Here is a 13681-nt window from a genome sequence, read left to right as displayed (position 1 = left end):
TCTCTACCGTCGCAGCTCCATTAAAGCTTGAAGGTGAGGCCATTTATGCGGCGTCCAAAGCAGCGGTCATTACTTTTACAGAAGTTATTGCCCGTGAGTGCGTCAATGATTTTATGAAGCACCTGCGGTGGAATGTTCACACGTGTTTCCGGAGACAGAGATTCTCGGATATCTGCGAGAGATCGGCCGCCCGGCGCGCCTTTCGTGAAAGCCTCGGACAGCAATGAAGTCATGGAATTACGCTGCAAAATACCGAATATCGTCAAGCCGATAGTCATGCCAAGAGAGCGGACGAACCACATGGTTGAGCTGGCCGAGCCTCTCTGACGCACGTCAAAGCCGTGCATCGTTGCCATGCTGAGCACAGAGAAGGATATGCCGATTCCAGCGCCAACTACGATCATATCCAGAATAAGCGTCCAACGCGGCGTATCAGGGGTTAACGTGCTCAGCAAATAGGTACCGGCCGTAAAAATGAGTGCGGAAGCGATCATCACATTGCGATATGAGGTTCTAGTCGCAGCCATACCGCCGAGCTGAGCCGCGACCACCGAGGCCAGCGTCATTGGCAGAAGCGCCAAACCCGACTCGGTCGCGGAACCGCCATGGACACCTTGAACATAGATGGGAATGTATATGGCGAATGTGATGAACCCCGGGCCGTAAAATAGACCGGCCACGGTACTTGCCGCGAACAAACGCCTGCGGAACATCCGATACGAAATGATCGGTTCGTCCGCTTTGGTCTCGATATATAGAAATGCAACAAGCAGAACGGCGGCCGCGGCGAACAAGCCACAATAACCGGAGAGCGCCATGCGTATTGTTGTCCGCCCAGCTCCATTGCGAACATCAGACAGACGACGGCTATAAACAGAGTGGCAGCGCCCCACCAATCGATTTGCTCCTTGGAGTGCTCCACGGATTCCCGGTAATACAACCAGACCAACCCTATAGACAGCAACCCGAGAGGTACGTTCATGTAAAAAATCCAACGCCATTCGATATAATCCGTGATGTACGCTCCCAATAGAGGACCGGCCAGGCTGGATGTACCGTACACCGCCCCGAACATGCCGGCGATCCTCCCCCTCTTGTCCATCGGGACAATGTCGAATAGTATGGTGAATGCAACAGGGAATAACGCTCCGCCCCCGATGCCTTGAATTGCCCGATAAATGCTTAATTCCACGATGTTATGCGCCGTCCCGCACAGAACGGATCCAAGAAGAAACATAACCATACCGAAAACAAAAAACTTTTTCCTACCGTACATGTCCGAGAGTTTGCCGAATATCGGCATGCCGGCCATCTCCGTGACCAGGTAGGCGGATGTCACCCAGACGATCTTATCAAGCCCGCCGAGCTCGCCGACAATCGTTCCGATCGCTGTTGCGACAACCGTGTTGTCGATCGCGGAGACGAATATTCCTAACATAAGTCCAGCCAAAATAAACGACAAATTATTTTTCGCGTTATGCATAGTTTCTTTCAGCTCCCTATCGAGTCCACCAGCTTTTCCGCACCGAGCCAAAGAAAAAAGAGGACGCAGAGGTCCCCTTTTATCATTCGTGTTAACGTTCGGGCCTTAGTCCATCAGAAACGCGCGAGCCGGAGCCGCATCGATTCCCGTGAGCTTAAGAGGGGCGATCACAAGCGTATAATTACCCGCTTCAACCTCTTTCAAACGCAGCCCTTCCACGATGATGATCCCGTTACGCATCAGTGTCCGGTGAGTCGTATATTCCGGCTGGGCGCGTTCGATACCGAGTGCATCCGTGGCCACCAAGCCTATTCCAATCTCAGCCAGGTAATGGGCGCCGTCAGCACGTAAGTATACAAACTCGACATCGAACTCTTCGCTGTAAGAACTGGAAGTCTTGAATATCAGACGCTCCCCCCGCTGAATCGCAAAAGGCAGCAGATCTTCTTTCGTGATGAATCCCTTCAAGTGCGTCAAGTCCAACACACGGGCGGGACCGACAAGGCGCTCCAGCGGAATCGTCTCAATCGTCTCCCCGTTCGCGATCATGTGCAGCGGGGCATCCACGTGCGTTCCCGTATGCACGTTCATGTTCAGTTGACTCTCATGCGGTTTGTCTTGGGAATGGTTCTGAACATTGGTGATACTCGGTTTCTTGTGCTCATAGCTTTTCCATACCTGCATGGTCTCTTCAATCGTCATGCTGATATCGTAAATTCGGGGCATGGTCTTCTCCTCCTCGCCGGATAACGCCTTATTACTTACCCGTATTGGACACCCAAAGCACGTTGTCTTCGTCCTGCCCATTCACCGGCCACCAATGGAAGCCGTCGTCGCTAAGGAGTTGGTCGACCTTCTCCGGTCCCCAACTGCCTGCAGGATAGAATTGCAGATCGCCCGAGTCTTCCCGCCATGCTGCAGCGATAGGGTCGATCAGTTTCCATGCCGCGGCAAGCTCATCCCAGCGGGTGAAGTAAGTGTGATCGCCTCGAACCGCATCGAAAATGAGCCGTTCATAAGCTTCAGGCGTGTTGATGCCGATTTGGCAGCTTTGGCAATATTCCATCGCGACCGGTTGGATTGTCATATCATTGCCGGGCTTCTTGGCATTGATTTTAATATAGATGCCTTCCATCGGGTTAACCCGGATGACGAGCAGATTCGGAAGCAACTCCTGATCGCGCGCAAAAAGAACATTTTTCGGAACATTCTTAAACTCGATGACGATTTCCGTCGATTTCACCGGCAGCCGTTTGCCCGTACGGACGTAAAAAGGTACTCCGGCCCAACGGAAGTTGTCTACTAACAGACGTGCGGAGAAAAAGGTTTCCGTAACCGATTGGGCATCTACGGATTCCTCTTCACGATATCCTTTGAGCTCTTTGCCTCTATGTGTACCCTGCGCATATTGTCCTCTGATGATGTTGTTGCGAACATCCTCGCCGGACATATATTTCCGCACGGAACGAAGGACTTTCACCTTCTCGTCTCGGATATCTTCCGCGTCCAGACGGCTCGGTGGCTCCATTGCGATCATGGTCAGCATTTGAAGCATGTGGTTCTGTACCATATCCCGCAGTGCACCGGATTTGTTGTAATACGCGCCCCGTTCCTCAACACCGACTGTTTCGGCCAGCGTGATCTGCACATTCGCAATATGATCCTTGTTCCATAACGGTTCGAAGAAGGCGTTCGCGAAGCGGATCACTTCGATGTTTTGCACCATTTCTTTGCCGAGGTAGTGATCGATCCGGAAAACTTGTTCTTCCCGGAAAACATGGCGGATCTCCTCGTTCAACCGCTCTGCGGAGGGATAGTCGTAGCCGAACGGCTTCTCAATGACCAGCCGGTGCCAGCCACGGGTTTCGAGCATTTGCCCGTCGCGGAGATTGCGGGATACGGTTCCGAACAGTTCCGGAGCCAGCGCCAGATAGAACAGACGGTTTCCCGGGATGTCGTACTTCGCTTCCAGCTCTTCCGTATGCGCCTTTAACTCGCGGTATCCTTCGACGTTCCCGATATCGAGCGAATGGTAGCTGAAATGCTCCGCAAAGGCATTCCACTCCGCCTCTTCTTTCGGTTTATACCGGCAGAATTCCTGTATTGAAGCATACAGGTCATCCCGGAATTGAACGCTTGTGCGCGGGCGACGAGCTACCCCTACGATCGCAAAGCGGTCGCCGAGCTTGCCTTCCCGGTATAAGCTGTAAAGAGCAGGAAACAGTTTGCGCCGCGCCAAATCGCCCGTGGCTCCAAATATGAAATAGACCGCTTCAGGAGCGGATACGGATTCGTTTTTGATATCGCTCATAGTCCTCATCTTTCTTGTTTACAAGATAGGTAAGCAGTAATGCAGTAAAGCGTCAAAATATCATGTACTGTAGTGTAGCACAATTGGTTGCCGAGCGCCATGTTTCTGCATAGGTGGCGGCCACATTTAGGCATGCGTCCATACACGTTTGTCCCCGGATGAATACACTGCTTCTAAACGTCCTTAAAGGAGGGGCTTGCAAACATGTTGGAATCTATATTCCCGCCGCAGCAGGAGCATCTGCGCCCGTTGCGCGGCCGTGCAGTGTCAGTCATGATGAACGACGGTGCCCGCCATACCGGCATTCTCACTTCATGCAGCAAAACTTCAATCGTCTTGAACGGTTCGACTGTCAATCAGAAATCAAATCCTGCTTTCAAAGCCGCATCGGGCAAAAAACGGTCACGCCGCCTGATCGGCACAAAACGTCAGGCGGATGTTCAGTCAGGTGCTTCGGAGGTAGGAGAACGAGAAGACGCTTCTTTCTGGGGCGGCCCGGGCATGGCTGGCGGCAGTGAACCCACGGGCTCCAGAATCGTGCTGCCGCTGGAATCTGTGGAAGCCGTGCTGTTACTTTAACATCCCCGTCTATCTGTTTCAGCATGCACTTCCTGTGGTAAAACTTAGTTATTCGTTCATAAAATAGATTGGGGAGGAGTGCGCATGAATCGCTGGTTCATACCTGTACGGCGGTGGGACCGCGCGTTGGCGGTGGACCGGATTCGGCCGTATACGGCTATAATCCTTATATGGAGCGTTATCCGGAGACCGGCGATTCATACACTCCAAGCAAAGAAAATTCGCCCTTCGGCCAACGATCTGTCGTAGAGCCTGAAATGAAAAGGTTTGCCCGGAATGTCGCGGCCTTTGTGCAAACCGCGCAGAACGTGGTTGATATGGCGGCGGCGCTGCAAGCTTTAACGGAAATCGCTCCGCATAATCGCGATTCCTTCATTGCCTCGGTCAATCGGCTGCTGGAGCAGGACGAACAACATTTTAAACTTTTAGATACAATGGATCCGCAAGAAGACGCAGCCTATATCCTGAGTTTCGAAGAGTTCGTCGCCCATTGGGCAAAGACAGCCGCGCTCATTCTTGCCGCACCGCCGCTGGACCTGATTGCGGATGAAGACCGGTTCCACTCCTATGCGGCTTACAGTGAAGATAAAGAAAAAACCTGGCAGCTTCCGCACCAGGGTTGGTTATTTCAAACCTACGGCTGATTCAGACGAATCAGTCTTTTTTATTTATTCGGCCAGACCGTGGCGGTGAGCATAAATGGCGGCTTGCGTTCGATCCTCGACGCTCAGCTTTCCGAATAAGTTCGTCAAATGATATTTCACTGTTTTGATTCCAATAAAGAGTACATCCGCGATTTCCTGATTCGATTTACCCTCCGCAATCAGCTTTAACACTTCCATCTCGCGATCCGTCAAATCCTCATGAGGCTGAGCCTGGGTTTGCATGGGCCGGCGGAAACGGTTCATCATTTTGGATGCGACTTGAGATTCCAGCACCGATTGTCCCCGTGCTGCGGCGCGAATGGCATCCGCAATCTCGGCAGCGCGGGATGTCTTCAACAGGTAGCTGAACGCTCCGGCTTCAATGACCGGATACATCTTCTCGTCATCCAGGTAACTTGTCAAAACGATTACCCGGCATTGGGGCATCTCTTCCACCAATCGCCGTGTCGTCTCAACCCCGTCCATCCCTTCCATAACCAAATCCATAAGTACGACATCCGGTAAATATTCACGAGCCAGGCGAAGCCCGTCCATTCCGTTGCCGGCTTCACCGACAACCTCAATCCCGTCTTCCGTTCCCAAGACCGCAGCTAAGCCGATCCGCACCATTTCATGGTCATCAACAAGCAGTACCCGAACATCGTTCACGATCCCATCAACCGCCTTCCACCATTATCGGCACTCTGATTTCAATGCGCGTTCCTTTGCCCGGAGCGCTCGCTATATTTAAGGACCCTCCCAATTCATTAACCCGTTCTTCCATATTAACCATCCCGTACGATGCTTGTTTTTTAGTGTGGGTATCGAAGCCGACACCATTATCGCGGATGCCGAGACGAACCGTTTCGCCGCGGCGTTGCAGCACGATATCCATCTTGGTTGCGCGGGAGTGCCGCAGCACATTGGAAAGAGCTTCCTGCACGATCCGAAAAAGATGATTCTCCATCCCTTTGTTCAACGGCAAGTCCTCATCCATATCCAACGCGATGGCAACGGGCACCTTCGCCTTCATTTCTTCAACGAGCTCGGGGATCGCATCCGCCAGTCGCTTGCCTTCCAAATGAACGGGGCGCAGATGCAGCAGCAACGCCCGCATCTCCGATTGCGCTACGGCCGCCATTTCTTCAATTAATTCCACTTGGCGGCGGGCCCGTTCGAAGTCTGTGTCCAGTGTTCGGCCGACAGCAGTGGCCGTCATGGAAATGGCGAACAGCTGCTGACTGACCGCATCATGCAGCTCGCGGGCGAGACGCTGGCGCTCTTCCACAACTGCGCTCATGCGCGCTTTGGTTGCGAGCTCCGCGTTATGGCTGGACAAACGCTGCAGACTTGCGACTTGTTCCTCCCATTTACGGCCGAGTTTGCCGAACTGCTCTGCAAGCCGCCCGATTTCGTCTGTGCCCAAATCGGGAAGAGGGGGACTCGGATTTCCTTTTTCCAGAAGCGACATCGTATCCTGCAGCAGCCCCAGGCGATGCCGGATCGGATAGCTGCGGATGAAGCCGAACGCCGCCCCGGCTACGATAAGCACTCCAATTGCAGATAGAGCAAATGAGATAACGGATGACCAACTCTTGAAAGGAGCGGCCATACCTTGAGTTTGCAGCAAGTAAACGATTAGCGCTCCGATGGCGAGGGAGTACAGCACAGCCTCACCCATGTGGCGCCAAACCATGTTGGTCACTTTCCGAGACTCCATCTCCCTCTCCTCCTCTGGCAACGGCTGCTATATCGTACGTATTTTGATATCTCCTACGAGATAAAACATCTGAAGTTTCAAACGCTGCTCGCGTTGGTCGTAATCAGGCGACCTCCAGGACAGCCGATGGAACATGCCGCCTTCTTTGGACTGTTTGAAACCGATCTGGCCTACCAGCACCGATGCCTCAACCTGCAGACCGTAGTCCTCCGGAATGATCAAGTCGACGTCTCCGACCAAGCCCTGCAGCACGATCGTCGTTTCCTTGTCTTCGGGCACCGCGAGCGACATGTCCATTCTGATTTCTCCCAATGCATGCCAGAAGCTCATGGAATGCAGTACCCACGATTGTTCATCCAGTCTCATATTTAATAAAAGCCGGTGCTTGTTCACATATGTGCCGAACGCCGGCGGCCTCGAGCGAAAATAATAAGTGCCGAGCGATACCAAAACGACGACCGCAAAAAGAGCGAATTGATTAATTAAGAGCACCAAAATGCTGACAGCGATCAGGACGACCGATAATCTTGCGCGATCAAAGCGATATCGATCTATGCCGAGAAGCAAAATAACGATCGCATTTACCGTTGTGTAACCCGCCAGACCGCCAAGCGCGAGGTAAAAACCGGCTGCTATGAACAAAATGGCATTGCTGGGTCTTCTCATGTCGGGTCACACCTCCTCGTGCTGCACGTAAATTCGCAGCGAAAGCCATAACGGATATCATCCGTTATGGCTTGCACGTCTAACTTTCCAATCTTGTCACATCATAGCATATCTGTGCAGATGCGAGAATCATTAGTTGCTGCTGGAATCGGCAACGGGCTGTACGCGATTTTTCAACGCAGCAAGCTCCTGCTCGACGCGAAACGCTTTCTCCGGATCCATCGATGCCGGAACCGTGCCGAAAGGCGACCCAGGAAGACGCACGACATCCGCTTCGGCTTCCATTTGCATAATCTTCTCTTCCATTCGGCTGAAGCCTCTGGAAGCCGTGCCGCTTTCGATGCTGTGGTCCGTACTGATTTGCGCCATTTGCTTACGGGCTTTCGCCATCTGTGCACGAGAAGCAAGCTCATTCCGTTTGTTGCGCAGCTTGTAGTACTCTTCTTTCATCTCGTGCAGCTGGGCGGTGAGCTCAGTCACTTGTGAACTCGCTTGCCCATGCAGCCCCAATAAATTGGCAGCTTGCTGATCATACTGCACCTTTTCTTCAAGCAGCCTGCGTGCCAAAACTTCATTGTCGCTGCGCAGCGCATGTTCCGCCTGACCTTCTCGTTCCACACCCAACCGCATCGCTTCGTCAAGACGCTGCTTCATCCTGCGTTCCGCCGCCTATTTGCTTCGCTACCGTGACTTCCGCATCGTGAATTTCCATCTCCATATCACGCAGATATTGGTTGAGCATCACAACCGGATCCTCCAGCTTATCAAGTAAATCGTGTACGGACGCCTTTGTAAGATCTTTCATTCGCTTAAATACACCCATGGTTTATTCTCCTTTCGAGCTCTTCTCGAATTTTGTAATTCTAGCTTTAAGTTCCTCTATCTCTCTTTTCAATGCCTTTTTCTCAATGTCTTCCATCATGGCGTCCAAACCTTCTGCAGGCTTAGCCGGCGCAGAAGACGCATGTACGTTAGGTGCCGGCCTTGGACCTGTAGAGGAAGCCGGGTTATGTCCAGACCAATGTGAGCCTGGAGCCCAACCTTGTGTTCCGTATTGCGGGGGCTCATGAGCGCTCCATCCTTGCGCAAAAGGGCTGCCCTGGGGACCGTAATTATTGCCGTAATCACGCGGTATAACAAATCCGGCGATAATATATACGATAATCACGGATCCTGCGGAAAAGAATGTGACCACGACAAGCAGTATTCGCAGCAGCGTGGCATCGACACCAAGATACTCAGCGAGACCGCCGCATACTCCGAAAATTTTACGGTCACGCGTCGAACGATATAGTTTGCGCATTGGATTAACCTCCTTGTTGCAGTTTGCGTTTAAGATGTTCAAGCTCCCGTTCAATCGATTGCTGCACCAAGAACCTGCCTGTGTCACCATTTCCTGACCCATCCGGCGGAGATCCCGCAGACTTCGGGTTTCCAGTTCGATATCCGTCAGGCGATCATCGATTTTGCGGAACATCTGGGACGGATCCGCGCTGCCTGGAGAAAAGCGGGCATTCAGCCGCTGCTGAAGCCGGAGCGACTCCATACGCGCTACATAGAATTGACGGCGGTCGTAGACGGTGCGATATTCATTGCGGAGCTCCTGAAGCATTTGCTCAAGCTCAGTCAGTTCATTGCGGCTTTGTTCGTACAGCTGTCCATATCGTGCTGCCCTTTCCTCATGTACCGCCTTATCCTGCAAAGCCATCTTGGCGACATTCTCTTCCCCAGCCTTGATGGCCGTAATGGCCTGCTCCTCACGTTTGTCCACCGATTTCTCGGCATCCTTCCATTGCCGGAACAGATGCTCGGTATGAGAAGAATATTGCCGTTGCAGTCCTTCGCTTTGCACAATTTCCTGATGCGTCGACCATAGAAACTGATCGATCACTCGTACGGGATCTTCCGACTTCTCCAGGCGGTCATTTAGTGTGGCGACCGTCATGTCCCGAACTCGTTTCATAACACTCATTCTTGTACCCTCCTTGTTCCACAGTGGCTTTTCGTATTGGTTCAGATTCTAGCTGCCGGATTTTTTCGGAGCAAGGATACACCGAACAGGATCGCTGCGATTGCTATCACCCAGACGAACAAGAACGAAAGTTTGCCTAGCAGCATGAATCCTCCGATGATCGCCACGACAGCTCCCAGAAACCGTCTGCCGTTGTTCCAGGCAACTACGCCCAGCAGTATGATCAGTATCGGAATCAGCAGGCCGAACAGAAATCCGAGCCCGAAGCCCATTTTACCGAGAATGATTAATGCTCCGAAACCGATCAACACGATTGCCAACCCGTTTCCGCCTCTCATTTGCTTCACCTCTTTTCTTAAGCTTCATGTCTTTATTGTAGACGGTACAGCTTTTGCTCAAAACGGACTTGCGGATGTTTTTGAACCTGGACTGTGGTCGAGGTGGGGGACGGTCTTCCGTCCTTGCCGCACGGTTTCATGAAAGGATCGGAAGTAGAGTAGAGAACTGAAATTTCATTGGAGGGTAGGTACCCTCCTTTTACTTTTCCAGCTCCCCCTGCATCAAACCGGACGTGAGGTTTTCCCTCATCCGGCTTTCCGATGTTCTTCTTCCTTCAGCTTTACGACACTTCCCTTAGCTGACGATTTTCTTAAGTCCCGCAAACTCAGCCGCTATGGCGGCTTGCTTGGACCTGCTGTGCTTGTTGCGACGTTTGTGCTTCTTGTTCCAGAACAACGTAAGACGCTTGCGGATATACCAGTCGATTTTATTTAGGAATGGGTCGGCAAAAGCGTCGAGCTTGTAGTAGTTCTTCCACCCTTGGATCTTGGGGTTGAGTTCTTCCACCATTTTGTTCATCGTCCAATATAGACGATTTCGTGGCTCAGTTGCTTCCTTCCCCTTTGCCTCATGTTCTTCATCGCCTTCTTGGTCGGATAACTGCGAAGGATGGAGACCGTTTTATTCCCTTTTAGTTTCTTTGGTATCTTCCGGTGTGCATCCCCAGGAAGTCGAAGCCCTGCTTATCATCCCAGAGGTTGATGAGCTTGGACTTCTCCTTGTTCATCGTCAGTTCCAGTTTTCCGAATACCGCTTTAAGGACATCTATCGCCCTCAGTGCTTGTTCTTTGGTTTTGCAAAGGATCACTAGGTCATCGGCGAATCGTACCAGTGTTCCCGTTTCCGCGAACTTCTTCTCCCAGATCGTATCTAAGTAGTTCAAGTACAGATTCGAAAGAAGTGGACTGACGACGCCGCCTTGCGGGCTTCCGAGTTCGGTTTCGTAAAACTGATCATCTTTCACGAATCCCGCCCTCAGCCATTTGCGAATGAGCTTCAGCACGCGACGGTCGCTGATGCGTTGTTCCACCAATTGCATCAACTTGTCGTGCGCAATGTTGTCAAAATAGCCGCGAATGTCGATGTCAACGACCCAGTAGACGCCTTTCTTCACCGCCCGACGGATGTGTTTAATCGCGCCGTGCTGGTTCCGCTTTGGTCTGAAGCCATAGGAACAGTCCTTGAAGTCTGCTTCAAAGATCGGCTCGATGACCATTTTCGTCGCCATCTGTACAACCCTGTCCCGGATGGCAGGTATACCGAGTGCACGCATTTTGCCGTCTGCTTTCGGTATCTCTTTACGCCTTGCGGGCATGGGGTGATAATTGCCGTTCAGAATTTCGTTAACGAATCGTTCTTCGCCAACTACTTCGACGATGTGGGCGATGTTCATGCCATCTACGCCACCGCTTCCGCCATTCGATTTAACCCGTTTCCATGCTTCCCAAAGAATATCGCCGCGGTGCACCTTGTCATACAGCGCATGAAACCGCCGCCGTGGATTTCCCTTGGCTGCAAAGTATAGTACGTTTTGGAGTTGTTGAGCTTTTACTTTGGCGTAGTTAGCAGGTTTGACTGCATTCACTGACTCTTACCTCCTCCAGTACGTGAACAAAGCAGGGGTCCTTCCCTCCATGAGGTTTTCTTGTCCTCACTTCGCAGGTACTATGACCCCCTCCGACTCCCTTCCCACAGCTCGCCACTTCACCTTTTGGGCTTATAGGCTCGCTCTTTACGACGCTCGTCGTGTGGGGGAGGGTCTCCCTAGTTCCAGACACAACTTTCTCAGCATGCCGTTCCCCTTACGCCGGAGAGTTCTTTCGCGCTGCGCTTCCAAGACCTTCACGCGTTCCATGGCCTTCGCCCATATGTCCGAGGCTCGGCTCTCTCTTGTCCTTCTCAGGCTCTTTTTCACGACGCGGCAGGATTCACTTCATGTTACGGCCTGCTGATTTGCTCGCACTCCCATGGAGTTACTTCGTCACGGAGCTTCAACCTTAGGATCTCTCCACCAGTTGCCCGTCAGCTACGAGGCGACTTGGCTCTTACCTCGACCGGACTTGCACCGGCTAGTTGTGCCCAGCTTGGCTAGGCGCGCAACACAAAAAAAGCTTCAGGACGTGTTATCCTGAAGCTTTATCTTATGTAGTGGTGCCGGTGAAGGGACTTGAACCCCCACTCCCTTGCGAGAAACGGATTTTGAGTCCGTCGCGTCTGCCATTCCGCCACACCGGCATTTGTATAAATTGGCGCGCCCTAAGAGATTCGAACTCCTGGCCTTTTGATTCGTAGTCAAACGCTCTATCCAGCTGAGCTAAGGGCGCGTATATTCAATTGGAGGCGCCACCAGATTCGAACTGGGGGTAAAGCTTTTGCAGAGCTCTGCCTTACCTCTTGGCTATGGCGCCGAGTAGAGAGATAAAGATGGAGCGGACGAAGGGATTCGAACCCTCGACCCTCGCCTTGGCAAGGCGATGCTCTACCACTGAGCCACGTCCGCGTATTAAATGGCTGGGGATCTAGGATTCGAACCTAGGAGTGACGGAGTCAAAGTCCGTTGCCTTACCGCTTGGCTAATCCCCAAAAAGCTATGGATTTAAAAAAATGGGGCGGACGAGGGGAATTGAACCCCCGAATGTCGGATCCACAAACCGATGCGTTAACCACTTCGCCACGACCGCCATGAAACTCGATATTAGATTGGCAGGGGCAGCAGGAATTGAACCCACACTAACGGTTTTGGAGACCGCTGTTCTACCCTTAAACTATGCCCCTAAGTGGAGTAGAAAACTGGTGGAGGCTGATGGAGTCGAACCACCGAACCCGAAGGAACAGATTTACAGTCTGCCGCGTTTGGCCACTTCGCTAAGCCTCCACGACTAAAAGAAAAAAATGGTGCCGGCGAGAGGATTTGAACCCCCGACCTACTGATTACAAGTCAGTTGCTCTACCAACTGAGCTACACCGGCATGTTAAGTTTGTTGTGATGGTGGCTCGGGACGGAATCGAACCGCCGACACGAGGATTTTCAGTCCTCTGCTCTACCAACTGAGCTACCGAGCCGAGGAAGGAAAATGGCGGAGCTGACGGGATTCGAACCCGCGATCTCCTGCGTGACAGGCAGGCATGTTAGGCCACTACACCACAGCTCCAAACAAGACAATTACTGGGTTAACACTTAGGCGAATAATTTGGTTGCGGGGGCAGGATTTGAACCTGCGGCCTTCGGGTTATGAGCCCGACGAGCTACCGGGCTGCTCCACCCCGCGTCGTTAAAACCTCTTATTCCTTCATGAGGCACGTTGTATATCATAACCTATACGGACTATGAATTGCAAGCCTCAGTTTCTGGAATAAAGCTGGTGACCCGTAGGGGACTCGAACCCCTGTTACCTCCGTGAAAGGGAGGTGTCTTAACCACTTGACCAACGGGCCGCCTAAGTAAATAGTGGCGGAGAGAGAGGGATTCGAACCCTCGAGACGCGGTTAGCGCCTACACGATTTCCAATCGTGCTCCTTCGGCCAACTCGGACACCTCTCCACATGGCTCCCCGAACAGGACTCGAACCTGTGACAACTCGATTAACAGTCGAGTGCTCTACCAACTGAGCTATCAGGGAATATTTCATTGCAAGGCTGGTTTGCGCCTTGAAAACTGGATGCGAAACAAAGCGGGTGAAACGATCATCGATATCTGTGAATTTAGGATAAGCCCTCGACCGATTAGTACTCGTCAGCTGCACACGTTGCCGCGCTTCCACCCCGAGCCTATCAACCTGGTGTTCTTCCAGGGGTCTTACGAATTGGGAAATCTCATCTTGAGGCAGGCTTCGCGCTTAGATGCTTTCAGCGCTTATCCCTTCCGCACTTGGCTACCCAGCGATGCTCCTGGCGGAACAACTGGTACACCAGCGGTGCGTCCATCCCGGTCCTCTCGTACTAAGGACAGCCCCTCTCAAATTTCCTA

Annotated in this window: 11 protein-coding genes, 15 tRNA genes, 1 rRNA gene and 2 pseudogenes; 2 read left to right on the top strand and 27 right to left on the bottom strand. The window is 52.3% G+C overall.

Annotation, left to right across the window (positions count from 1 at the left end; genetic code table 11):
• Positions 1–20 precede the first annotated feature (20 nt).
• The 3 genes and pseudogenes from SD71_RS22995 to zwf form a co-directional block, all read right to left on the bottom strand.
• Positions 21–1483, bottom strand: a pseudogene (locus SD71_RS22995) (MDR family MFS transporter).
• A 105-nt stretch (positions 1484–1588) separates the two neighbouring features.
• A complete protein-coding gene (locus SD71_RS08860; RefSeq protein ID WP_041062064.1) occupies positions 1589–2209 on the bottom strand; it encodes a cyclase family protein in 621 nt (206 codons plus the stop codon).
• Positions 2210–2240: 31 nt separating this feature from the next.
• Positions 2241–3794: a glucose-6-phosphate dehydrogenase gene (zwf, locus tag SD71_RS08855; protein ID WP_041062063.1), complete on the bottom strand. Its 1554-nt coding sequence runs from the start codon at positions 3792–3794 to the stop codon at positions 2241–2243.
• 204 nt (positions 3795–3998) lie between these two features.
• Between zwf and SD71_RS08850 the strand changes: the two genes are divergently transcribed.
• Together SD71_RS08850 and SD71_RS08845 are read left to right on the top strand one after the other, a co-directional pair.
• Positions 3999–4373, top strand: a complete 375-nt coding sequence (locus SD71_RS08850) for a hypothetical protein (RefSeq protein ID WP_041062062.1) — start codon at positions 3999–4001, stop codon at positions 4371–4373.
• 113 nt (positions 4374–4486) lie between these two features.
• Positions 4487–5017 (top strand): hypothetical protein, encoded by a 531-nt coding sequence (locus tag SD71_RS08845; protein ID WP_041062061.1) that lies wholly within the window; start codon positions 4487–4489, stop codon positions 5015–5017.
• 24 nt (positions 5018–5041) lie between these two features.
• Here the strand turns inward: SD71_RS08845 and SD71_RS08840 are convergent, their stop codons facing one another.
• The 24 genes and pseudogenes from SD71_RS08840 to SD71_RS08725 form a co-directional block, all read right to left on the bottom strand.
• Positions 5042–5686 (bottom strand): response regulator, encoded by a 645-nt coding sequence (locus SD71_RS08840; protein ID WP_041062060.1) that lies wholly within the window; start codon positions 5684–5686, stop codon positions 5042–5044.
• A gap of 7 nt (positions 5687–5693) precedes the next feature.
• Positions 5694–6737, bottom strand: coding sequence for a sensor histidine kinase (locus tag SD71_RS08835; protein WP_041062059.1), 1044 nt, complete (start codon positions 6735–6737; stop codon positions 5694–5696).
• A 27-nt stretch (positions 6738–6764) separates the two neighbouring features.
• Positions 6765–7403, bottom strand: coding sequence for a cell wall-active antibiotics response protein LiaF (gene liaF, locus SD71_RS08830; RefSeq protein ID WP_041062058.1), 639 nt, complete (start codon positions 7401–7403; stop codon positions 6765–6767).
• Positions 7404–7535: 132 nt separating this feature from the next.
• Positions 7536–8226, bottom strand: a pseudogene (locus tag SD71_RS08825) (PspA/IM30 family protein).
• Positions 8227–8229: 3 nt separating this feature from the next.
• Positions 8230–9375: a PspC domain-containing protein gene (locus SD71_RS25870; protein ID WP_326998727.1), complete on the bottom strand. Its 1146-nt coding sequence runs from the start codon at positions 9373–9375 to the stop codon at positions 8230–8232.
• Between the two features lie 41 nt (positions 9376–9416).
• Entirely contained in the window at positions 9417–9713 is a 297-nt protein-coding gene (locus SD71_RS08810) for a LiaF transmembrane domain-containing protein (protein ID WP_041062056.1), read from the bottom strand.
• Positions 9714–10008: 295 nt separating this feature from the next.
• Positions 10009–10224 carry a group II intron maturase-specific domain-containing protein gene (locus tag SD71_RS24810; protein WP_235427046.1) on the bottom strand — a complete coding sequence of 72 codons (216 nt, stop codon included), beginning with the start codon at positions 10222–10224 and terminating at the stop codon, positions 10009–10011.
• A 121-nt stretch (positions 10225–10345) separates the two neighbouring features.
• A complete protein-coding gene (ltrA, locus tag SD71_RS08805; protein ID WP_235427045.1) occupies positions 10346–11299 on the bottom strand; it encodes a group II intron reverse transcriptase/maturase in 954 nt (317 codons plus the stop codon).
• 564 nt (positions 11300–11863) lie between these two features.
• Positions 11864–11949 (bottom strand) — tRNA-Leu (locus SD71_RS08800).
• A 12-nt stretch (positions 11950–11961) separates the two neighbouring features.
• A tRNA-Arg gene (locus SD71_RS08795) sits at positions 11962–12038 on the bottom strand.
• A gap of 11 nt (positions 12039–12049) precedes the next feature.
• Positions 12050–12122: transfer RNA gene (locus SD71_RS08790), tRNA-Cys, on the bottom strand.
• 17 nt (positions 12123–12139) lie between these two features.
• A tRNA-Gly gene (locus SD71_RS08785) sits at positions 12140–12214 on the bottom strand.
• 8 nt (positions 12215–12222) lie between these two features.
• A tRNA-Gln gene (locus SD71_RS08780) sits at positions 12223–12297 on the bottom strand.
• Between the two features lie 22 nt (positions 12298–12319).
• Positions 12320–12395 (bottom strand) — tRNA-His (locus tag SD71_RS08775).
• A 20-nt stretch (positions 12396–12415) separates the two neighbouring features.
• Positions 12416–12489, bottom strand: a tRNA-Trp gene (locus tag SD71_RS08770).
• Between the two features lie 16 nt (positions 12490–12505).
• Positions 12506–12589: transfer RNA gene (locus tag SD71_RS08765), tRNA-Tyr, on the bottom strand.
• Between the two features lie 18 nt (positions 12590–12607).
• A tRNA-Thr gene (locus SD71_RS08760) sits at positions 12608–12683 on the bottom strand.
• Between the two features lie 18 nt (positions 12684–12701).
• Positions 12702–12777, bottom strand: a tRNA-Phe gene (locus tag SD71_RS08755).
• A gap of 12 nt (positions 12778–12789) precedes the next feature.
• Positions 12790–12866 (bottom strand) — tRNA-Asp (locus tag SD71_RS08750).
• Between the two features lie 40 nt (positions 12867–12906).
• Positions 12907–12983: transfer RNA gene (locus SD71_RS08745), tRNA-Met, on the bottom strand.
• Positions 12984–13074: 91 nt separating this feature from the next.
• A tRNA-Glu gene (locus SD71_RS08740) sits at positions 13075–13149 on the bottom strand.
• Positions 13150–13163: 14 nt separating this feature from the next.
• Positions 13164–13255: transfer RNA gene (locus SD71_RS08735), tRNA-Ser, on the bottom strand.
• Between the two features lie 3 nt (positions 13256–13258).
• Positions 13259–13334: transfer RNA gene (locus SD71_RS08730), tRNA-Asn, on the bottom strand.
• 83 nt (positions 13335–13417) lie between these two features.
• Positions 13418–13681: ribosomal RNA gene (locus SD71_RS08725) — 23S ribosomal RNA — on the bottom strand; the annotation flags it as partial.

Origin of the sequence: Cohnella kolymensis (assembly GCF_000829465.1) — a bacterium.
Lineage (GTDB): Bacteria > Bacillota > Bacilli > Paenibacillales > Paenibacillaceae > Cohnella > Cohnella kolymensis.
Note: the sequence above shows the minus strand (reverse complement) of the source record. Positions and strands in the feature narration are given on the sequence as shown.